Here is a 20,515-nt window from a genome sequence, read left to right as displayed (position 1 = left end):
GGAACCGCCGGAAGGCAAGCCAACGGTCGGGAAACCCTTGTCGGCATCGCTGCTCGGGGCCGGGGTGACGTCGGGTCGGGGTGTCGGCGGTGGGGTGAGGTCGAGCAGGAGGGCGTGCGCGCCGACCAGTCTGATCCGCATGTCGCCATCCTGGCCGACGGTCGCCCACCGGCGCGTCGACTGCTGGTCGGACGGCGTGACGCGTTGCACTACCCGAAGGTAACCTACGGTGTCGTAACCTGATTCCGTGACCACCTCAGCACGGCCCCGGCTCAAGCCGGTCGACATCGGGAAACCCCGGATGCGCGGCTGGCTGCACACGTACGCGTTCTTCGTCGCACTGATCTGCGGCATCGTGCTCTGCTCGATCGCCGCCGCCCGCCCCGGCTGGACACCCCTGATCAGCACCGCCGTCTACAGCCTCACCATCTGCGGCCTCTTCGGCACCAGCGCGCTCTATCACCGTCGAGTGTGGTCGACACGCGGGTACCAGGTGATGCGCCGGATGGACCACTCGATGATCTTCTTGTTCATCGCCGGTACGTACACACCGTTCTGCGTTCTGTTGCTGGAGACCCGCGCCTCCGTGATCATGCTCTCGCTGGTCTGGGGCGGGGCCCTGGGCGGGGTGGCGCTGAAGCTGATCTGGCCGCACGCGTCACGGTGGCTCTCCGCTCCGCTCTATCTGGCACTCGGCTGGGTGTCCGTGGGAATGCTGCCGGACATCCTGCGCCACGGCGGGGTCACCGCCCTGGTGCTGCTGGCCGTGGGCGGTGGCATCTACACCGTCGGCGCGGTCTTCTACGCGCTGCGCCGGCCGAACCCGTGGCCCACGGTCTTCGGTCATCACGAGTTCTTCCACGCCTGCACGCTGGTCGCGGCGATCTGCCACCACATCGCGATCTACTTCGCGCTGTTCGCCTGAGCGGACGCGGGCGGTACGACGGACGCGGCTGGCACGACGAACGCAGACAGCAGAGCGGACGCGGGTGGCACGACAACGGGGTGGCGGATCGTTCCCGCCACCCCGGTTGCGTCTCGGAGGGGTCAGACCATCGGGTCGGGTCGGCGCACCTCGCGGTACTCCTGCACCACCCGGTTGTCCTGCACGGGAACGGCGCGCTCGGCGACCACCCGCTCCTCGCGCACCGGCGCGACGACCGGACGACGCCGCGAGTTCCAGAAGTAGAGGGTGACGAGCAGCCCGGCCACACCGGCGAGCATCAGCACCCAGCCGACGACGCTCAGGTTGAGCCAACCGAGGTCCGCCTCCACGGCGAATGCGAAGATCGCGCCCAGCGCGATCAGGAAGATACTGCCACCGATGCCCATGTCGTCGTCTCCTTGGCTCGAAGCTGCATTCCACTCCGCCGCGGCCATGGATGAGGTTGCGGCATCGAGGGACATACCCCGGCACGGAGATCGCCAATCGGGCAAGCTGGTGGCATGACGGACGCCTCGGGACAGCCACGCACGCTCGTGCTGCTACGGCACGCCAAGGCCGAACAGCCCACGGCGGACGGCCCGGACATCGAGCGGCCGCTGAGTGCGCGAGGACGTGCCGACGCGGCGGCCGCCGGCTTCTGGCTCGCCCGGCACGGGCTGCTGCCGGAGTTGGTGATCTGCTCCGCCGCGCTGCGGACGCGGCAGACCTGGCACCACGTCGAGATGGGCATGACCGGCTCGCCGCCGGAGGGCGGACCGGCCGGACCGTTCCCGATCGTCCGCTACGAACCGGACGCGTACGAGGCACACCCGGAGGACCTGCTGACGCTGCTGCGCCGGGTCGAGCCGGCCATCGGCACCGTCCTGCTGATCGCCCACAACCCCGGCATCTCGCTGCTGTCCGAGTCGCTCGACCCACAGGGTGCCGACCCGGACGGGCTGCGCACCAGTGACCTGGTGCGACACCGGCCCACGGTGCCCTGGGCGGAGCTGGGACGCGGTACGGCCCCGATCGACGTCCGGCACACCGCACGCGGCTGACCGGGCCGGGGCGACACCGGCCCCATCACTACCGAGGTGCCACCGACCGTCCGGATCAGCGCGGCGACACCGCCCTGGACCGGATCGGGCGCAACGACACCGCCCTGGACCGGATCGGGCGCAACGACACCGCCCTGGACCAGATCGGGCACAACGACACCACCACGGACCGGATCGGGCGCAACGACACCAGCCCGGGTGCCGGATCGGGCACAACGACATTGCCCGGGCCGAACCAGCGCGTCGACACCGCCCCGGAGCAGATCAGCGCGGCGACGTCGACGGCGGGCGAACCGGTCGGCGGCGGGCGGATCAGCTCGGCGGCGCGGTCGGCGGCGGCGGATCGGGAGGCGGCGGCATCATCGCGGTCGGATGGGAGAGCCGGTTCTCCTCCACGATCAGGGTCCGGGCCCGCTTGCGGCGGTCCTGCCAGAACCAGAGCGTGGTGAGCAGTACGGTCAGCCCGGCCAGGATGAAGACCCAGCCGACCGCCCGCAGGTCGACCCACCAGACGTTGGCCCTGATGGCGAACGTCAGGATCGCGCCGATCGCGATCAGGAAGATTCCACTACCAATGCCCATGTGCGCGGCACTCCCCCGTGCGGTTGCTCTGGGCGTACTCGGACTGGTGAGCGACGGATACCCGTCCGGCGCGGGGTTACCCGCGGCGTCGACCGGCGAACACGACCCGGCACACGACGCGGTGGTCTGGTGATCCCGGACGCGAGGCCCCGCCGAAGCGTCCGTTGTGCGAGGTGGGTGGAGTTGTTGTCGCTCTAGCGACAACAACTCCACCCACCTCCCCGTTAAGCCCGCCGAACCCATGTCGTCCACCGAACATATGAGGCTTTTATCCGCTACAACCCAAGGCATCGGCTCGGGACACCTGGACCTCACACCGCGAAGGTCCCCGGCCCGCCGCACCACGGGAAGGGCGCGCGCCACGAACGGGAACAGCCGGTGGGGCAATTGCCCCACCGGCTGCACCAGACAGCGCGGACGACGTCACCGCGCGGTGTCGACCAGGCCGATCAGAACGCCTCCTCCGGGATGTCCATGATGTCCAGGTCGGTGCCCTCGACGATGCGCCGGTCCGCGCCGACGCGGGGCAGCACCTCTCGGGCGAAGAACCGGGCGGCGGCCACCTTTCCGGTGTAGAACGCCTTGTCGGTCGCGGAGACCTCGCCGGCCAGCGCCTTCAGCGCCACATCCGCCTGCTTCTGCAGCAGCCAGCCGACCACCACGTCGCCGAGCGCCAGCAGGAACCGGCGGCTGCTCAGCCCCACCTTGTAGAGGGACCGGGCGTCGCCGCCCTGCGCCTCGCCCAGCCAGCCGGTCATCACACCGATCATGTTCTGGATCTCGGCGAGCGCCTTGCCGAGCGCCTGCCGCTCCTCCTTGAGCTGACCGTTGCCGGCCTCGGTGGTGATGAACTCCTGGATCTCCCCGGCGACCGCCATGAGCGCCTTGCCGTTGTCCCGGACGATCTTCCGGAAGATCAGGTCGAGGCTCTGGATGGCGGTGGTGCCCTCGTACAGGGTGTCGATCTTGGCGTCCCGGACGTACTGCTCCAGCGGGTAGTCCTGGAGGAAGCCGGAGCCGCCGAAGGTCTGCAACGACTCGTGCCCGAGCATCTCGTACGCCCGCTCCGAGCCGACGCCCTTGACCAGCGGCAGCAGCAGGTCGTTGACCCGCTTCGCCAGCTTGGTGGCCTTCTCGTCACCGGCCGCCTCGGCGAGGGCGATCTTGTCCTGCCAGGACGCGGTGTAGAGCACCAGGGCGCGCAGGCCCTCGGCGTACGACTTCTGCAGCAGCAGCGACCGGCGGACGTCCGGGTGGTGGGTGATGGTGACGCGGGGAGCGCTCTTGTCGGCCTGCTGGACCAGGTCGGCGCCCTGCACTCGGTTCTTGGCGTACTCCAGGGCGTTCAGGTAGCCGGTGGAGAGGGTGGCGATCGCCTTGGTGCCGACCAGCATCCGGGCGTACTCGATGATCATGAACATCTGCCGGATGCCGTCGTGCTTCTCGCCCAGCAGCCAGCCCTTGGCCGGTACGCCGTGCTCGCCGAAGGTCAGCTCGCAGGTGTTGGAGACCTTCAGGCCCATCTTGTGCTCGACGTTGGTGGCGTAGACGCCGTTGCGCTCGCCCAGCTCGCCGCTGTCCTCGTCGAAGAAATAGTTCGGCACCACGAACAGCGACAGGCCCTTGGTGCCGGGGCCACCGACGCCCTCCACGCCGACCGGACGGGCCAGGACGTAGTGGACGATGTTGTCGCTCAGGTCGTGTTCGCCGGAGGTGATGAAGCGCTTGACGCCCTCGATGTGCCACGAGCCGTCCGGCTGGGGGATCGCCCGCGCGCGGCCGGCGCCCACGTCCGAGCCGGCGTCCGGCTCGGTGAGCACCATCGTGGAGCCCCACTGCTGGTCGATGAAGAGCTTGGCCCACTTCTTCTGCTGCTCGGTGCCCTCGACGTGCAGCACGTGCGCGAAGGACGGGCCGGAGGCGTACATCCAGACCGGGGCGTTCGAGCCGAGCACCAGTTCGGCGAGCGCCCACCACAGCGCCCGGGGGGCGTTGGTGCCGCCCAGCTCCGGGGGAAGGTCGAGCCGCCAGAACTCGGAGTCCATGAACGCCTGGTACGACTTCTTGAACGACTCCGGCAGCGGCGCGGTGTGGCTGGCCGGGTCGAAGACCGGCGGGTTGCGGTCACCGTCGGTGTAGCTGGCGGCAAGGTCTTCGCGGGCCAGGCGGTCCATCTCGGCGAGGAAGCTCCGCGCCGTGTCGACGTCGAGCTCGGAGTACGGCTCCTGGCCGAACGACCGGTCCGCCCCGAACACCTCGAACAGGTTGAACTCGAGGTCCCGAAGGTTGCTCTTGTAGTGGGTCATGTCGCTGGCCCCGCTTCCGGACAGGTGTTACCGATCAGTAACCACAGACTCTATTACTGACGGGTAGGCAGCGACAACCCACATACCTAAGTGACAGGGATTACACACTTACCGTTCAGGTTCCGGTCAGCCGCCATCGACCGATCTCCGGGTCAGCTCGGGTCAGCCCTCGGCCGCCCCGACCTCCCAGCTCGGCACCGCCGCAGTCGCCCCACCCGGCGAGCCCGTGTACTCCATCAGAACCAGCGCGATGTCGTCGTCCAGCCGGCCGTGCACCCACTCCACCAGGGCGGTCTCCAGCGAGGCCAGACCGTCGCCGACCGTGCCGTGCCCGAGCAGCCGCCAGGCCCGGTCGGCGGTCGGGAAGAACTCCCCGTCCCGGCGGGCCTCGCCGAGCCCGTCGGTGAACAGCAGCAGGCGGTCACCCGGCTCCAACCGTTCCACCCGAGGCCGGACCACCGGCATGAAGCCCAGCGGCGGTGCCGGCGCGGGCGGTTCGAGCGGGATCACCGCACCCCGGCGCAGCAGCAGCGGTGCTGGGTGTCCACAGTTGACGATGGTGAGCGTGCCGCCCCGCTCCTCGACCAGCGCGGCGGTGACGAAATCCTCGTCGCCCACGCTGCGGGCCACCGCCCGGTCCAGGTCCGCGACCACCCCGCGCAGGTCCGACCGCTCGTACGCCACGTGCCGGTAGGAGCCCAGCACGATGCTGGCCAGCCGGACCGCCTCCAGGCCCTTGCCGCGTACGTCACCGATGATCATGCGTACGCCGTACGGGGTGTCGATCGCCTCGTAGAGGTCGCCGCCGATCTCCGCCTTGGCCGTGGAGGAGATGTACCGTCCGGCCACCGCGAGCGTGCCCACCCGGGGACCGAGCGGACGTAGCACCGCCTGCTGGGCCACCGCGGCGAGCTTGGACAACTCGGCGATCTGCTCGGCCTGTCGTTGACGTACCGCCGCCACCGCCGCCGCGATCCCGGTGCCCAGCGCGATGCCCGCCACCGCGACGGCGGTGGAGAGCGAGACGTTCTCCTCGGCCAACGCGAACGAGGCGCCGAGCACGGAGGCGGCGGCACCGACACCGAGCACGATCCGCCAGGACGCCAGCGCGGCGGCCAGGAACGGAGCGGCCACCATCAGCGCGATGTAGTTCGCCGACCGGCCGTCGGCCAACTCCACGGCGGAGACGAGCGCGAGCAGGACAAGGGCCGCGCCGAGACCGGCGCGGGATCCGGGACTCAGCCGGCCACGGCCCGGCTGGAGGAGTTGCGTACGTACACCCGACAGCATGCCCGATGGACGTGAACGAAAAAATGAACCTGACCCGTCGGACGAGAATGATCTGGCCGCGAGGATCATCCCGCGCACCGATCGCCGCCCGGACGTGCTCAGCCCAGCACCTCGTAGCGCACCTGGATGTGACCGAGGTCGTGCGAGGCGATCTCGCCGAACGCGGCCCGGGACAGGTCCAGGCAGCGCCCCTCGATGAACGGTCCACGGTCGTTGATGCGTACGGTGATCGACTTGCCGTTGGCGGGGTTGGTCACGCGGACCCGGGTGTCGAACGGCAGGGTCTTGTGCGCGGCGGTCATCGCCTCCGGGTTGAACGTCTCGCCGTTGGCGGTCATCTGGCCCTGCCAGTAGAACGAGGCGCCGCACGAGCCGGTGTCCACCACCGGACGGGAGGTCGTCTTCGTGGCCGTCGGCTTCGGCGTCGGGCTGGCCGTACGCGTCTTGCTCCGCGACGGTGCCTGCGTGGTCCGGACCGGCGTCGGGCTCACCGTGGCGCTCGGTGAGGCGCTGGCGCTCGGGCTCGGGCTGGCGCTCGGCGACGCGCTCGGCGAGCCGGTCGCCGGGTCGGTGGCGTCCGGGATGGTCGGCAGGTCGATCGCGGTCGGGCGGGCCGGCTCCGAGTCACCGGCCAGGCGCACCGCACCGACCGTCCCGCCGACGGCGAGCGCGACGGCGAGCACCGCCGTGGCCGTCAACCCGGCCGGCGAGGTGATCCTGCGGGTACGGGAGTGCCTACCAGTCACCGGCCCGGTCCTTTCCTTGTCAGATCAAATCGGGTCGGACCATAACGAGAGAAGCACATCCGACGTCAACGTGATCATGATGGTATGACCGTAATTGCGGCGATACGTGAAGCCGATCATCCGATCCGAGGTGGGCCAGCCGGCCCCCGCAGCCGTGAGCTGCCGCTGGCCCCGCGCAACCAGTGGAGCTGTCGTCGGCCCGCCCGCGATGGGCTGCCACCGGCACCGCCACGGGCTCTCGCTGCCTGCGCAGGAATGGCGTGCCGCAGGATGAGGGAATGTCCGCCGAGTTGAGAGCCCGTCTGGTCGAGCTGTTCCGCTGGATCGACCCCGGTCCCGGGGCGAGCCACCTGGTCAGCGACGTCTCCGGCTGGTGGCGCGATCCCGACGTACTCGCCGCTCTCGGTCCCGCGCTCGTCGCGCCGTTCCGGGCCGCCCGGCCCACCGTGGTCGTCTCCCCGGCCGTCACCGGCTTCCTGCTCGGCCCGCTGGCCGCCACCGCCCTCGGCGTCGGGTTCGTGGCGGCACACAAGCCCGGCGACGGCCGACTGCCCGCCGGGCCGCTCACCTGGGCGCAGAGCCCACCTGACTTCCGGGGCCGGCAGGTCGACCTGGCCGTCCGGGACCGGCACCTCGGCCCCGGCGACCGGGTGCTGGTCGTGGACGACTGGGTGGCGACCGCCGCCCAGGTCCGCGCGCTCTATGACATCTGCGCCGCCCGGGGTGCCGAGGCACTCGGCACCTCCGCCGTGGTGGTCGACTGCGCACCGGCGCTGAGCGCCGAACTCCGCATAAGCGGCTTGCTCACGAGCGCCGACTTGTGAAAGGAAGGGCACCTTATTAACGCCTCGTGCATAGCAGGGGTCCCCTGCTAACAACCGAACCCCGCCGCGCCGCCGCCGGGAACCCGCCGCTGTAAGACGGCACCAGCCGCCGAACAGCCGCCATCGCCGAGCACCAGCCGCCGCCGGAAGCCGGCACCCACCACCGGCCCGGGAGGGTCAGCGGACGAAGTCCTCCACCACCGTGCAGACCTTGCCGAGCACCTCGGCGGACCGGGCCAACGGCCCCGGCACCATCAGCGCGTGGTCGGCGGCCGTGATCTCCAGTACGTGCGGGGTCAACCGACGGGCGATCCCACCGTCCCAGGACGAGTCGGCCGTACCCCCGACCAGCAGGAACGGCGCGGTCGACCGGCGCAGCGCGTCGACCACCTCGCCCCGGTGCAGCAGCGGCGTCAGCCAGACGGCGGGCAGCCGCCGCTCGACGGCCAGCGGCGCGGCCAGCGAGCCGAGCGACTTGCCGACCAGCAGGTCGGTGCGCTCGGTCAGCGTCGGCGCGACCTCGTCGCAGACCCACCGGCCGATGGTGTTCGGGTCGAAGTCCTCCGGCACCTGCCAGGCGATGCCGTGCAGCCCGAAACCGAGCCGACGCAGCGCCTCGCCCAGATAGAGGAAGAGCGGATACCGGGTGTCGTAGCCGCGTCCGGGAATGAGCACCGCGCGTCGGTCCGCCATCGACATCTCCTCGTTCGTCGGGCATCGACCGTAACGCTCCCACGCGGACTCTCCACCCGTCGAGAACCCACCGGAACCCGACGCCCCGGCCGGTAACCTCGCGTCATGTGGCCACGCGTCGGCGGACTACGCACCCTCGCCCTCGGCACGCCCGGCGAGCTTCGCGCGAGGCTCAACACCCTGGTCCTGGGCGGGGTGAAGACCGCCACCGCCGGCTTGCTCACCGAGTACGCCGAGGAGCGCGAAGACCTGGAGCATGTCGGCGAACGCCTGGTCGTGGTCGACGACCAGGACTCCCTGGTGGCCGTGGTCCAGGTGACCGGTGTCGAGGTGACCCGCTTCGCCGAGGTGAGCTGGGACTTCGCCCGCTCCGAGGGGGAGGGCGACCGCTCGATCGAGGAGTGGCGGGCCGGGCACGCCGCCTACTGGGCCCGGCTCGGCACGCCGGTCACCGACGACACCGAGATCGTCTGCGTACGCTTCCGGCTGGCCAGCCGAGGCGACGAGGGCGCGTACGGGACGTAGGACGCCTCAGCCGCGCAGCTCGGGCAGCAGCCGGGTGGCCACGTCGACAAGCACCGCCTCGTCGCCCGCGTACCAACTACTCTCTCGGGGCCAATGCGTGATCACGTCGGTGAAGCCCAGCTCCGCCGCGCGGCCCACCTGGTCGGCGAAGAACTGCGCGCTGCTCAGCGAGAAGACCGGTGCCGAGTCCAGCGAGAGGTAGCGGCCCAGGCTGGCCGGGTCACGCCCGTCGGCGGCGAGTCGGGCATCCATCCGGGCCACCAGCTCGGCCACGCCGTCCCACCACTCGCTCACGTCGTCGACGTCCGGTCCGGTGGTCACCCAGCCCTGCCCGAACCGGCTGACCAGCCGCATCGACCGGGGACCGTTGGCGGCCATCACGAACGGCACCCGAGGCGTCTGTACGCAGCCCGGGTTGTTCCGCGCGTCCACCGCCGCGAACCACTCGCCCCGCCAGGTCGTACCGTCGGTGACCAGGATCGTGTCGAGCAGCTCGGTGAACTCGGCGAACCGCTCCACCCGCTGTCGCGGCGGCAGCGTCTCGCCACCGAGCACCGCCGAGTCGAAGCCGATGCCACCCGCCCCGAGCCCGAGCAGCACCCGCCCGTCGGACACGTCGTCGAGCGAGGTCACCTGCCGGGCGAAGGCCGCCGGATGCCGGAAGTTCGGGGACGCGACGAGCGTGCCGAGCCGGATCCGCGAGGTCACCGTCGCGGCGGCGGTCAGCGTACCCATCGAGTCGAACCACGGGCCGTCCACCAGATCCCGCCAACCCAGGTGGTCGTACGTCCAGGCGTGGTCGAAGCCCCACTCCTCCGCCTGCTGCCACCGGTGGCGGGCGACCGACCACCGCTGGTCGGGCAGGATCACGATGCCGAATCTCATGATCGCCAGAGTACGGCGACCGGCCTGCGGCCTCAGCCGAGCCGGCCTGCCTGAGGGCTCAGCCCAGCCGGTCGAGGAAGTCCAGCGTGCGACCGATCAGCAGCTCGGCGGCGGACTCGTCGTAGTCGACGCTGCCCGCATCGGCGAAGAGGTGCCCGGCACCGGGGTAGAGATACAGCTCCGCGCCGTCGATCTCGTCCGCCATCGCCCGCATCGCCGGCACCTCGGCCCACTCGTCGTCGGCCATCGCGTGCATCTGCACCGGCGTACCGTCCGGCCACGGGCCGAAGTTCTCCGGCGGCACCACGCCGTAGAGCAGCAGCGCGCCCAGGGCACCCGGCCGGGTCTGGGCGAGCGACTGCGCCGGCAGGTTCCCGAGCGAGCAGCCCGCGTAGACGATCCGTTCGGGCAACCCCTCGGCCGCCGCCGTCCCGCGCCGAATGATCTCCCCGAACCCGATCGACTCGGCGTGCGCGACCCCCTCGTCGACCGTGCCGAAGGTGGCACCGTCGTACAGGTCAGGGGTGTGCACGGTGTGCCCGGCAGCCCGCCACCGGTCGGCCAGCGCCAGGAACCCCGGCGTCTGCCCCTGCGCATGGTGGAACAGCAGAATCTCGACCATGCGCCCACCGTACGACCGCCGTCCGACATGAGCCGGGAGGTACGTCTACTCGTCCGTGACAGGCTCGTCCAACCAGCGGAATCCGGCCTCGTCGTCCTCGACGCTCAACAGGAACTCGGCGACCCGGCTGCCATTCGGGCGGGCCAGGGTGAGGGCAGCCCCGATCTCGTCGTCGATCCGCATCATGGCCTCGTCGTCGTCCGCGTCGAGAGCGGCGTTCCGCGCCACGAAGAGCGGACGGAACTGCTCATGGACGGCAGCGTAGAAGTCCGCCACATCCCATGATCGTCACTGCTCTCCCGGCCCGGCGTCGCGCATCAGGCCTCGGTCTCCACATAGTTCGCCAGGTCCGCTTCGATGCCGGCCGCCGTGAAGAAGGCAGCCGGCTCGAACCCCTCCGCGCGATGCGCCGCCTGCACGGCAGCACGCGCCGAGGGCAGATCGTCCGCAGACGACCACCGCACGATGGTGACGGCGTTGAAGCGACCCGGGCCGGAGTGCTGTTCCAGCAGGGCATCGTCGAGGAATCCCGGTTGATCCCGCAGGATCGCGTGAGTTCGCCGTACGTGTCGCCAGAACTCCGCGCGTGCAGGTTCCGGGACGTCGAACTTGTCCACTCGGTAGACGACGGTCATGCCGCCCTCCTTCGTGCCGGGAATCGGTCAGACCGAGGCTAGAACCTCAACCCGACTTCAGATCAACAGCTCGGAGCGACAACCTTCACCACGATGAAATGCTCACGCTGGTTCTGTCTCCCAGTTCTTACACCCGGACATGCCGGACGGCCCGGCCCGCTTGCGGGCCGCCTTGCCGTGTCGCTGGCCCTCCGCGTGAGTGAGGGTGGTGTCGGCGCTGACCGTGCGACAATGAGTGGCGGTGTGTGGCGGAGGAGGTGAGTCGTGATGTCGAGCAATGCGGAGCGGATGCCCGAGTGGCCGACCGCTGAGCATGTGCCGGTGGAGGAGTTGGCCCGTCGGCAGGGTGTGCGACCGGTCGCCTCCGTCGATGACCTGGCTCGGCCGGAACTGTTCGAGTCCGACGACGAGTTGGACGAGTTCCTGGCCGACCTGTATGCCTCTCGGCGGGCCAGCGCGGCGTGAGCCCGGTCGTCCTGGACACCGACATGGCGTCGGCGATCCTGCGGGGTCGACTGCATGACCGGCTTCGTGCCCGGTTAGCGGGCAAGACCCTGTGCATCTCACGTTTGTCACGCTCGGGGAGCTGACCAAGTGGACCGCGCTGCGGTGCTGGGGGCCACGCACTGGCCGACCTTGCACAGTGGCGATCCGGCGTGGTGATGCTGCCCTTCGATGAGTCGGTGGCGACGACCTGGGGGCATCTCCAGGCGCGGGCGCAGCATCGAGGGCGTCCCCGCCCGACGAATGACTCCTGGATCGCGGCCTGCTGCCTGGTCGACCGGCTGCCGCTGGCGACCTTCAACAGCAAGGACTACGCCGACTTCGCCGAGTACGACGGCCTACGCCTGTTCGACGTCTCGTAGCTCCACCGCTCCCGGCCCGACGTGGCCAAAGAAGATCCGCTGATGATCGAAGGTGGTGCCAGCTCGACAACCCTTCGGGCGGCCTGGAGTGATCTGGATCGGCCAGGCGTAATGGCCCGACCAGCGTGAGAGGAGGGGGCACCTCCTACGCGCAAGCCACCTAAGATCCGGTGACGCTGGAAGGAGGCCAGATGGAGACATGGCGTGTCCTGGCGGGCGTCGCCACGAGCCTGGCTATGAGCCTCGTAGGCGTTGCCCTGGCCACCAACTTTCGCGGCGTGACGGAGTGGCACGTACGGCGGTCGATGTGCACCGCTAGCGCGCTACGGCGAGTTCCGCCGTGGCGCTGGCTCTCAGACGTCCCGCACGAGCAGCGTCTTGCGCGCTTCATCCTGCTGGAACGCGCGATTGGCGTAGCTTTCGCTGCGGTTGGTCTGATGATCTTGGTTGTTCTCGGCTACAGCATCTTGAGCGGCCAGCCGATGCGCATGGTGAACTAGGCAGCTTCATCTCAGCCGCCGGCCAGGTCGTTCAACACTCCGGCCATCGCACCGGTGCAGGCTTTCAAGACCACGATCCCCATGTCGCTGACCTGGTGATACGCAAGGCCCTGCGCGCTTGACGACACCTACACGACACGGACTACTCACTGCCAGCATGCGTGGGAGCCGGGCGGTCCGACGCGAACCACGTTACGTGTCGGAGGCGTGACCTATCGTGGGCGACGGAGGCAGCTCCTGCTGCCTCGCGGTCAGCTACACGTAGGCGGCGAATATGAGTGCCGAGCACAGCTACACGTCGGGCGTCGAGAAAATGCTATTTGTTCTCAGCAGAGGCTTCTGTTACGCACCTACCTGCAAGAATCCGGTCGTTCGATTTGAAGCTGGCGGCGATCCGGAAGTCACGGTATTCATCGCTCACATCCGCGCTGCCCGCCCCAACGGCCCTCGCTGGGTAGCGCATATGAAGCCGGAGGAACGCAAGTCATTCTCGAACTTACTGCTTCTCTGCAAGAAGCATCACACAATGGTCGACAGCAAGAATAATGAGAAGAAGTATCCAATCGAAACGCTAGAAGAATGGAAGAAGCGGAGAGAAGAGTATCTCGGTTCGCGGATCGCAGGTCTCGCGACCCTAACCGAGGACCGACTCATTGAACTTTTAGGAAAAGTGGCCGCAGGATCCCGCCACGAAATCCTCGAAGCGATCGAGCAGGTTCATGGAATAAGCCAGGAAGTAAGAGAAATGCTGAAGACGGTCGTCGACGAGCCGTACCGTCGACCAATCGTGGATCCTGATGCGTTAGCCTCGCTAGAGCATTCAGCAGGAATGCTCTCATTCCTGCAAGACCACACTCCAATCTTGGCTGAATCCGCCGACGCGATAGCCTCACTAGCTGATCACGGCAGCATGCTGATCAAATTTTCGAATGCAATTTCCGCAATGCCCGACCTTACGGCAATGGGAAATTTGGAGGAGGTAGCCGTCCGAGTAGGGCTGGAGGCGGAGAGAGTGCAGACGGCGGCACAGCAAGTCGAGCAAGCCACTGCAAGGCTGTCTAACACGGCGAGTGCTCTCGCAAGCGACGCCAGTCGAGTGGTGCCTTATCAGCGCGAGGAGGCCCCCTCCCCTCCGGCTGCGGCCCACTTTGTCCCGACTATCACGGCAGAAGAGCTGCGCTCGCTCCAACACCAGCAAGCCGAGTCGACTCCTGAAGTTAAGATCAGCCGTAAGCAGCTATTTCTTCGGGGCATGGCGCTTGGGGCCGCGATAATTCTGTTGATCCAACTAACCGGAATACTCTTTTTTAGGTAACTCGACTAATTCGTAAGGTATGAGCTTCCGGCGGTTCGACCAGGTAGGGCTGTTGCCCACTAGTTCCCTACTCGCTCGATTGACGCCTCAGCAACAAGGCCCACGCTCGTGATCACCACATCCGCTCTCGCTGCTTGAAACGCCCACCGCGACGCCCAGACCCACGATCCTGCGATTTTCTATCAGGAACATGACACCCTTCCACCGAAACAGCACGATGTAACGTAGATTGCCCCAATGCATTATTCGATGCCCGACTTATGGATCTTGATAGGCACGGCGCTAGCCGTATTTGGGATCGGCGCATCGGTCTTCTATGGAAGAAGGTCGATGCGCCCTCCGCGACGGGACATCGAGTGGTGGCTTGAAGTAACGCAGATATTGGGCGGAAGACATAGGGAGTGGGCACAGCATGTAGAGGTGAAAATCGACGGTGATCCCGTCTCGGATCCGCATCTCGGGATTCTACACCTCGCAAATGTCGGAAAAATTGATTTGGAAACTGCCGCTTTCGATGAGGGCCGCCCGATATTCTTTAAGATTTGCACAGGTGAAAAGCGGGTTGTTGAGCTTCCGTCCCCAACTAGCGTGCCAATGCTTCACTACGAGTACGGGAACGAGTACAAAAAGGTGGGATTCGGTCCGGAGCTTTTGCGATCCGGACAGGTCTGGAAGTATGCCTTTATAGCGGAAGGGACGCCTGAAGTTTGTCTACACTCCGAACACCTAGTAAATACAAACGTTCGCCAGCGCCCACGCCCTCGCGACGCTGCGGGGAATTCCTGAACAAATGTTGACTAGTCTATCAGAAATCCGGCTATTTCGCCCATACTCGTGATCAATGCGTCTGCACCGGCGGCCTGGAATGCCTCGACTTTGGCCATACGATTCGCATAGCCGATCACTCGCACTCCAGCCGCTCGTGCGCCGTCTATGTCGGAAAGCGAGTCGCCGACAAGAACGCACCGACGCGGCTTACCATTGATAGCACGCACGGCTTGAAGGATTGGTTCTGGATTAGGCTTCATACGTTCCGGCCGAGCGTAGGCTCGACCAATTACCGGCGATAGATGTTTGTTGAGTCGGTGCAGTGTCAGGTAGGTGGCGATCGCGCTGGCTGAGTTGTTGCTGACTGCTGCCACTGGCATCCCAGCCTGCCTCGCCCCCACGACAACCTCACGAGCGTACGGCGTGGGTTCGGCAGCTTCTACGGCGCGACGTTCGGCCGCACAGAGTGCGTCTTCTACTGCCTGGGTGACGGCCTGGTCGCCGGCCGCGCCGGTGCGGCGGAGCACTTCAAGCGGGTCCGGCTCGCTGGCGAGGTCCGGCGGCACGTCGACCCCGAGCCGCCGCAGTACGTCAACCAGCTCGGCGGCAACCTGCGGTGCGGGGTATCCGGCGAAGATGCTGCACACCGGACCATCGAAGTCGAGCAGCAGTGCGTCGACATTGCCGAGTAGTCGGCCGAGGTCGGCGTTCATGCGTCGCACCGGTAGGCGATCGTCGACCACACCGAGTCGAACCATTGGCGGGAGGCTTCCACGAACTGCGTGCCGTGGGAGGTGTCGTCGTCGGTTACGGCGTAGTGGAACAGGGGCACGTCCTTGCCCATCAGGTCGTAGATGGACATCGACTCGCCTTTGATCGAGACGGAGCGCTCGGTGACGGGATAGAAGCCGTAGAAGACTTCTTCGTTGTTGAGGATGTAGAGCTTGAACTGCGGGGATGCCCGGTGTAGCCGCACCTCGACGGTGGCCGACCGGATCAGGCCGAGGTCGCCCAGCTCGGTCACCTGATCGATGATCGCGTCTACTGCTCGGCGGGTGATGCGCTCGGCGCGTTCGCGTACCGCTGGGTCGTCGGTCTGTGTCTCGACCCGCGTGGGCAGTGCCATCGGTGCGGTCATGTCGGAGATCAGGACGCGCACGGCGATGGTCTCGGGCGCGAGTCGACCGACGCGCACCTTGTCGAGGGTCTCGGCGAGCGCGTCGCGCAGCGTCTCGCCGGAGAATCCGGCGAAGTCGATGGTGACGTGGGGCCGCTCGAACGCGGCTTCGACGTGCGGGCGTAGTTCGACGGCCCGCTGCGTCTGCGCTCGGACGAACACACCGCTGCCCTGACGGGACACGATCAGCCGCTCGGCCCGGAGCAGGTCCAAGGCTCGCTTGACCGTCTCTCGGGCCACGCCGTAGCGGGTGGCCAGTTCGGGTTGCGACGGCAGCTTGTCGCCCGGCGCAAGTCGACGCGTGAGGATGGCAGCCCGCAGCTTGTTGGCGATCTGCTGGGACGCCTGTTTCGGGTCGTCGGGATCAAGCTGACCGAGGAAGTCAGGGCTCTCGCTCACCACAACACCCTAACGCTGGCTAGCCAGGCAAGGAAAGTTTACCGCAGAGCCTTGACTTGGCTAGTCAAGCAAATCTACGGTCGACTCGGCCCTCAATGCTTGCCCAGCTTCACCTATGGATCGACGCGCGACCGCCCTTACGAGGACTTCGGACGCGCAAAGCGAAGGCCCCGACGGGATTGCGGCCCGCCGAGGCCAGACGCATCGCCCTAGCGAAAGGAACACGATGCCAATCCAGCCTATCGACCGAGTCGCCACCAGACGCACCCTGGCGCAGGTCACCCGCGCTCCCGCCCATATCGCGGCACCGGCCATCCCTTCATCGTTGACAGCAGCCCGCCTGGGCCGCCTGTCGAACGGTCAACTCGCTGTCGCCATCCACGCCGCCGGAATCCCAACGGACGTCAACGCGCTGTCGATCAGCCAGATCAGGGAACTCGCGGTGACCGGTATCCGTCGCCTCGGCCGGACGGAGGTCCGCCGCATCAACGACGAGACACGGGCGGCGAACACCTCCTACTGCGCGAAGATCCGCCGCGACGCCTCGGCCGACATCCGCGCCGAACTGGCCACCATCAACCGAATCTGGGGCTCACGCAGACGGGAGCAACGCGCCGTCGACCTCGCCTATCGACTGCTCTGCGCCCTGACACGCAGTGGGCACAACACGCCCGAAAAGCGGCCGGCATGAATGAAGCCCAGGTCGGGAGCGCATCCTGACCTGGGCTTCACGCTGGAGCGGGTGACGGGAATCGAACCCGCACTGTCAGCTTGGGAACCGTACAAGATCCGTCGACAACCGGCGTTGCTGCCAACTCGGCAACCCTTCACGTGGCCTGGAGTGACCTAGACCGGCCAGGGGTAATGGCCCGCTAATGGCCCGACCAGCCTCAGAGGAGGGACCGCGTACTAGGCAGTGTGAGCCTTCAAGGGCCTAGCGGCAGCCAGGAGACTACGGGCGCCGACAGGAGCACGGCCGAACCACTCGGCGCCCCGCCGCCAGACGGCTTCGATACCCAACGACACGATGAGATCTATCAGTGCATCACCCACGGGCTCGGAGAACAGCGCCACCAGGGACGGGTCGGTGCGTCCGTTCTCGCGGTAGCAGAAGTGCCGGTAGGAGAAGAGTTGCCCGATCGCGTCTCGGACTGCATGCTCCGCGTTCGCGCCTACCGTCTTCACCTCTACTAGCCAGTGGTCGCTCTGGCCAGTGACGGTGAGGTCGCAGGGGTGAGCGTTGTTTGCCGGTACGAGGCCAGCGGCCTTGGCTTGCTTGGCGAAGTCGTTTAGCAGCGCCTCATGGCGTGGCTTGCGATCCTGGACATACGCCTTCATCTGCGCGCGGTACTCCGCGGGCGTCTTGGGACGGAACGCCGGCGGCTTGGGCTTGAACTTGGGCTTGGCCTTGTCCGAGCCAGCCGTCGTCTTGAGGCCCGGGTCGGTCGCCCGAATCTCGCTCTTGATCTCGACGCACATCGCGTACAGCGCCAGGAAGCGACCGAGGTCAGCTTGCAACGTGTCCTCGTCCGGCAGTCGCGCCGGGTCATACTCGATCGCGGCAACGTTGCCCTCTTCGTAGCCGCATGGCAGGAAGCGATTCCGCGGCGCCCCAAGCTCGATAACCTTCGTCAGACCGGCCAACGCCTCATCGCTGAGGTACTTGCGCAGCAGAGCCGTCTCCGCCCGTAGCTCAGCGAGAGCTGCCCGATCCTGCGCGACGCCGGTTAGACCCGCCTCTCCGGCGATCCGCTGATGCTGCGTTGCACCCTGGTTCATGCTCAAGTAGACCCGCGAGAGATCCTGCCGGTACAGATAGACGACGTAGAGCCCCTCCTGCGCCGTCGTGGTCACATTGCTGTCGAGAACCGCGATCCACGGCACCACGGGCAAGCTCTGACCGGCGCCGCTGGCCAGCACCTTCATGCCCAAAGGCACCAGTGCTGGCAACTCACGCCGGACCGCCTGTAGGTGCTGCTGCGCAGGCTGGTCCCTCCCCTGCGAGTGAACGTAGGCCTTCAACTGAACACCGCGGAGCGCTTCCCCCAGATCCATAACAACGGATTTTAGGGAGGGCTTACGACAATACGGCTCAGCCGCCCGTGCGCCACCTGGGCACGTATGGCTGCATCAGGTCCCCTGCTAGGTCTAGGCAGGGCAGGAGTAGCGCACTGCCGACAACCGCCTACCGCCTACCGCCTACAAGCTTTCAAGACCACGTCGATCAGCGCACTGGCCAGCGCGAACGCTGGCCACTCGGGGCGTAACGACACGGAGACGACATATTAGCGCGAACAACATTGTGGATCTACTCCAGCCGTCCTGGATGGACCCTTGCCGTCACTTGGACCCGTCGTCGCCTCCCATCCGGGCCGGCTTGCGGGGCGCGGCCAATCCTGCGAGCCACACCCCGCCCGCCCGACCATTCCTGCCGAGCCTGCAATGCGGCCACCCCGCCGTCGGCGGCCCGCCACCCCGGCGCCGCCGAAGACCGGCCCGTTACGCTGAGTGGCGCAGGAGTCGCGCTTGCTCCTTCTTCAGCGCGGCGAACGTGCGACGGACATAGGACACGAAGGTTTCCCCGGGGTGGTTGATGAGGATCGCTTCGGGGGCGCCCTCGCTCTCCGCGATACTGACGATATCTTGCGCAGCCACATGCGCGCAGAACTCTTTGAGAGGTTCCGGAATCTCAACTTCCACCAAGAGATCGGCGTGCGCAAAGATCAGGTCTCTCATTCGGCGGTTGGCTGGCTGCAAAGCCTCATCCCGCCATCGACGCCACTTGTCGCCGCCGACTCCGGGCTTCCGCTCCAAAGAGCCGGGCAGTTGAGTAGAACGCAGACCTTTCCATATCCGTTCGTTCGCGTCTACCATTGCGTTCAGCGGTCCGTAGAGATCGCGCAGTTGACTGTTGACCCGGGTGAGGCGAGCCTGTCGGCGCTCCTGCCGTGCCTGCCCGTACTGGTTGAGGATGAATGCGAGCACAGCTACGACAATGCTCGCGCTCGCTGCGGTAATGGCGGCCGTCATCGCCTAAGGATGCCCCATCAGGTTCGCCAGGCTGCTACGGGATCGGTAGCACCACTCCCTGAACAAGGGGATAAAATGGTTCAAAGCGCCACTAATAGTGTCTGATTTTCTGATTCTCACCCAGGCGCCCGCCTCGTACAATGATCGGTCGATCGAGCTATGGCGGATGAGAGAGAGCCGATGGAGCTTTTCCTGAGCTGGTCAAAGCCGCGAAGTCAGAGTCTGGCCTTGATTCTGTATTCCTGGATCCCTGACGTTATCCAGCAGGTTCGACCGTGGATGTCAAGCGAGGACATCGTCAAAGGTCAACGGTGGGCAACGGAGGTGGGGGCTCGGCTGGACAGCGGAAGCCAGGGGCTTATATGCGTCACACGCGAGAACTTTAACGAACCATGGCTCAATTTTGAGGCAGGAGCGCTTGCCAAGTCCTTATCTGAGGGTAGAGTCCGGCCCATCCTTTTCGATCTGCGACCGGCGGAAGTAAAGGGGCCGCTGTCCCAATTCCAAGCAACGGCAGTTAGTGATAAGGCTGATATGCAGAAGCTTATCCGCTCACTCAACGAGCAATGCGCCGAGCCTTTGGACGACGCCCGGCTGGCAAAGGCGTTCGAGAGGGGGTGGAAGGACTTCGAGCAAGAGCTAACGCAAATTCCTCCGGCGGCACCGGATGCAGAAACCCCTCCGACTCGCAGTGTCGATGACATGATGCGCGAGCTCCTTGAGAGGGTGCGTGAGATGCAGCGGTCGATGGTGCCGAGGGGTGCAATATCGATGCCCAAGATAATGAGCAAAGGTGAGGTCGCCTATTCCAAGGGGGTGCAATCGGCTTTTGAAAGACTTGGTTGGGAGTTCTTCCCAGTGCACAGCAGTAGAGGCATTGATGGTGTCGTTGTCATTCAACCCTCAATGGCGGTTAATGTAATAATTGGTTTACGGCTCAGCTCTACCCAGCTTCAGGTGCATTTGAAGCGTCACATCGAGATGCTGAACATTGATCCGACCATCCGTCTAGTGATAGTCATGCACATGCTAGGCAATGATCCGGACATTTCAGAATTTCTTGATGCTACAGATTCTTTTGCTCTTGTGCGGTGGAGTGGCCCTGATGACGATTTGAAGATCTACAATGCAGCTATGTCCTTCTTGCTGGCGGAAGCAGGGGGGAAGAAGGAGTCAGAGGGCATCTAACGAGGCGGCGCCGTATTCGGTCTGTTGTCATCGCAACTTCTCGCGACCACAATTGAAGGTCTTGGTCAGTCTGGGGCTCGCATCTGAGTTTATCCAGCGACTCTAGGGGTGGCGCGTGGGGCGGGGGCGGGGTTTGCGGATCGGCTGACTTTCTGCCCCAGCGCCGTAGGCGGCCGGG

24 protein-coding genes are annotated in these 20,515 nt (G+C 66.4%); 10 read left to right on the top strand and 14 right to left on the bottom strand.

Annotated elements, in window-relative coordinates; genetic code table 11:
* Positions 1 to 247: 247 nt before the first annotated feature.
* Positions 248 to 925 carry a PAQR family membrane homeostasis protein TrhA gene (gene trhA, locus ACWDVW_RS02810; protein ID WP_396744020.1) on the top strand — a complete coding sequence of 226 codons (678 nt, stop codon included), beginning with the start codon at positions 248 to 250 and terminating at the stop codon, positions 923 to 925.
* Between the two features lie 122 nt (positions 926 to 1,047).
* Here trhA and ACWDVW_RS02805 read toward each other — a convergent pair whose 3' ends face one another.
* Positions 1,048 to 1,332: a DUF6458 family protein gene (locus ACWDVW_RS02805; RefSeq protein ID WP_131051719.1), complete on the bottom strand. Its 285-nt coding sequence runs from the start codon at positions 1,330 to 1,332 to the stop codon at positions 1,048 to 1,050.
* Positions 1,333 to 1,446: 114 nt separating this feature from the next.
* On the opposite strand from ACWDVW_RS02805, the gene ACWDVW_RS02800 reads away from it, so the two are divergent.
* Entirely contained in the window at positions 1,447 to 1,986 is a 540-nt protein-coding gene (locus ACWDVW_RS02800) for a SixA phosphatase family protein (RefSeq protein WP_396744017.1), read from the top strand.
* A gap of 312 nt (positions 1,987 to 2,298) precedes the next feature.
* Here the strand turns inward: ACWDVW_RS02800 and ACWDVW_RS02795 are convergent, their stop codons facing one another.
* From ACWDVW_RS02795 to ACWDVW_RS02780, 4 genes are all read right to left on the bottom strand, one after another.
* Positions 2,299 to 2,568 (bottom strand): DUF6458 family protein, encoded by a 270-nt coding sequence (locus tag ACWDVW_RS02795; protein ID WP_221086904.1) that lies wholly within the window; start codon positions 2,566 to 2,568, stop codon positions 2,299 to 2,301.
* A gap of 449 nt (positions 2,569 to 3,017) precedes the next feature.
* Complete coding sequence (locus ACWDVW_RS02790) at positions 3,018 to 4,874, bottom strand: acyl-CoA dehydrogenase (protein WP_449943957.1); 1,857 nt, start codon at positions 4,872 to 4,874, stop codon at positions 3,018 to 3,020.
* A 162-nt stretch (positions 4,875 to 5,036) separates the two neighbouring features.
* Positions 5,037 to 6,164 carry a PP2C family protein-serine/threonine phosphatase gene (locus ACWDVW_RS02785; RefSeq protein WP_396744011.1) on the bottom strand — a complete coding sequence of 376 codons (1,128 nt, stop codon included), beginning with the start codon at positions 6,162 to 6,164 and terminating at the stop codon, positions 5,037 to 5,039.
* A gap of 98 nt (positions 6,165 to 6,262) precedes the next feature.
* On the bottom strand, positions 6,263 to 6,910 hold the full coding sequence (locus tag ACWDVW_RS02780) for a septal ring lytic transglycosylase RlpA family protein (protein ID WP_449943954.1): 648 nt from the start codon (positions 6,908 to 6,910) through the stop codon (positions 6,263 to 6,265).
* 278 nt (positions 6,911 to 7,188) lie between these two features.
* On the opposite strand from ACWDVW_RS02780, the gene ACWDVW_RS02775 reads away from it, so the two are divergent.
* Positions 7,189 to 7,734, top strand: a complete 546-nt coding sequence (locus tag ACWDVW_RS02775; RefSeq protein ID WP_449943952.1) for a phosphoribosyltransferase — start codon at positions 7,189 to 7,191, stop codon at positions 7,732 to 7,734.
* A gap of 177 nt (positions 7,735 to 7,911) precedes the next feature.
* Here ACWDVW_RS02775 and ACWDVW_RS02770 read toward each other — a convergent pair whose 3' ends face one another.
* Positions 7,912 to 8,427 carry an alpha/beta hydrolase gene (locus tag ACWDVW_RS02770; protein WP_117228054.1) on the bottom strand — a complete coding sequence of 172 codons (516 nt, stop codon included), beginning with the start codon at positions 8,425 to 8,427 and terminating at the stop codon, positions 7,912 to 7,914.
* 105 nt (positions 8,428 to 8,532) lie between these two features.
* On the opposite strand from ACWDVW_RS02770, the gene ACWDVW_RS02765 reads away from it, so the two are divergent.
* The gene (locus ACWDVW_RS02765; RefSeq protein ID WP_449943950.1) at positions 8,533 to 8,952 is read left to right on the top strand and encodes an ASCH domain-containing protein; all 420 of its coding nucleotides are present in this window, start codon (positions 8,533 to 8,535) and stop codon (positions 8,950 to 8,952) included.
* A gap of 6 nt (positions 8,953 to 8,958) precedes the next feature.
* On the opposite strand, the gene ACWDVW_RS02760 is transcribed toward ACWDVW_RS02765, so the two are convergent.
* From ACWDVW_RS02760 to ACWDVW_RS02745, 4 genes are read right to left on the bottom strand one after another with little or no spacing between them, the layout of a single operon-like run.
* Positions 8,959 to 9,837, bottom strand: a complete 879-nt coding sequence (locus tag ACWDVW_RS02760) for an LLM class flavin-dependent oxidoreductase (RefSeq protein ID WP_449943947.1) — start codon at positions 9,835 to 9,837, stop codon at positions 8,959 to 8,961.
* A 58-nt stretch (positions 9,838 to 9,895) separates the two neighbouring features.
* Positions 9,896 to 10,459 carry a dienelactone hydrolase family protein gene (locus ACWDVW_RS02755; RefSeq protein WP_350697654.1) on the bottom strand — a complete coding sequence of 188 codons (564 nt, stop codon included), beginning with the start codon at positions 10,457 to 10,459 and terminating at the stop codon, positions 9,896 to 9,898.
* Between the two features lie 45 nt (positions 10,460 to 10,504).
* Positions 10,505 to 10,735 carry a hypothetical protein gene (locus ACWDVW_RS02750; RefSeq protein WP_449943944.1) on the bottom strand — a complete coding sequence of 77 codons (231 nt, stop codon included), beginning with the start codon at positions 10,733 to 10,735 and terminating at the stop codon, positions 10,505 to 10,507.
* Positions 10,736 to 10,776: 41 nt separating this feature from the next.
* Positions 10,777 to 11,094, bottom strand: a complete 318-nt coding sequence (locus tag ACWDVW_RS02745) for an antibiotic biosynthesis monooxygenase family protein (RefSeq protein ID WP_449943941.1) — start codon at positions 11,092 to 11,094, stop codon at positions 10,777 to 10,779.
* Between the two features lie 267 nt (positions 11,095 to 11,361).
* Here ACWDVW_RS02745 and ACWDVW_RS02740 point away from each other — a divergent pair, with 267 nt between their 5' ends.
* The 4 genes from ACWDVW_RS02740 (at position 11,362) to ACWDVW_RS02725 (ending at position 13,775) form a co-directional block, all read left to right on the top strand.
* Complete coding sequence (locus ACWDVW_RS02740; RefSeq protein WP_449943938.1) at positions 11,362 to 11,559, top strand: hypothetical protein; 198 nt, start codon at positions 11,362 to 11,364, stop codon at positions 11,557 to 11,559.
* A gap of 161 nt (positions 11,560 to 11,720) precedes the next feature.
* A complete protein-coding gene (locus ACWDVW_RS02735; protein ID WP_449944191.1) occupies positions 11,721 to 11,960 on the top strand; it encodes a PIN domain-containing protein in 240 nt (79 codons plus the stop codon).
* A gap of 191 nt (positions 11,961 to 12,151) precedes the next feature.
* The gene (locus ACWDVW_RS02730) at positions 12,152 to 12,460 is read left to right on the top strand and encodes a hypothetical protein (protein ID WP_449943935.1); all 309 of its coding nucleotides are present in this window, start codon (positions 12,152 to 12,154) and stop codon (positions 12,458 to 12,460) included.
* 274 nt (positions 12,461 to 12,734) lie between these two features.
* Positions 12,735 to 13,775: a hypothetical protein gene (locus tag ACWDVW_RS02725; RefSeq protein WP_449943932.1), complete on the top strand. Its 1,041-nt coding sequence runs from the start codon at positions 12,735 to 12,737 to the stop codon at positions 13,773 to 13,775.
* Between the two features lie 797 nt (positions 13,776 to 14,572).
* On the opposite strand, the gene ACWDVW_RS02720 is transcribed toward ACWDVW_RS02725, so the two are convergent.
* Both ACWDVW_RS02720 and ACWDVW_RS02715 read right to left on the bottom strand, forming a co-directional pair.
* A complete protein-coding gene (locus ACWDVW_RS02720; protein ID WP_449943929.1) occupies positions 14,573 to 15,256 on the bottom strand; it encodes an HAD family hydrolase in 684 nt (227 codons plus the stop codon).
* Positions 15,253 to 16,119, bottom strand: a complete 867-nt coding sequence (locus ACWDVW_RS02715; RefSeq protein ID WP_449943926.1) for a GntR family transcriptional regulator — start codon at positions 16,117 to 16,119, stop codon at positions 15,253 to 15,255. The genes ACWDVW_RS02720 and ACWDVW_RS02715 overlap by 4 nt, the downstream gene beginning before the upstream one ends.
* Before the next feature lie 115 nt (positions 16,120 to 16,234).
* Between ACWDVW_RS02715 and ACWDVW_RS02710 the strand changes: the two genes are divergently transcribed.
* Entirely contained in the window at positions 16,235 to 16,810 is a 576-nt protein-coding gene (locus ACWDVW_RS02710; RefSeq protein ID WP_449943923.1) for a hypothetical protein, read from the top strand.
* A gap of 218 nt (positions 16,811 to 17,028) precedes the next feature.
* Here ACWDVW_RS02710 and ACWDVW_RS02705 read toward each other — a convergent pair whose 3' ends face one another.
* A complete protein-coding gene (locus ACWDVW_RS02705) occupies positions 17,029 to 18,174 on the bottom strand; it encodes an MrcB family domain-containing protein (protein WP_449943920.1) in 1,146 nt (381 codons plus the stop codon).
* A gap of 444 nt (positions 18,175 to 18,618) precedes the next feature.
* Positions 18,619 to 19,149 carry a hypothetical protein gene (locus ACWDVW_RS02700; RefSeq protein WP_449943917.1) on the bottom strand — a complete coding sequence of 177 codons (531 nt, stop codon included), beginning with the start codon at positions 19,147 to 19,149 and terminating at the stop codon, positions 18,619 to 18,621.
* Positions 19,150 to 19,329: 180 nt separating this feature from the next.
* Between ACWDVW_RS02700 and ACWDVW_RS02695 the strand changes: the two genes are divergently transcribed.
* The gene (locus tag ACWDVW_RS02695) at positions 19,330 to 20,337 is read left to right on the top strand and encodes a hypothetical protein (RefSeq protein ID WP_449943915.1); all 1,008 of its coding nucleotides are present in this window, start codon (positions 19,330 to 19,332) and stop codon (positions 20,335 to 20,337) included.
* Positions 20,338 to 20,515: the final 178 nt, after the last annotated feature.

The organism is Micromonospora sp. NPDC003241 (assembly GCF_053589795.1).
The sequence above is the reverse complement of the archived record's forward strand: the minus strand, read 5'-3'. Positions and strand labels throughout refer to the sequence as shown.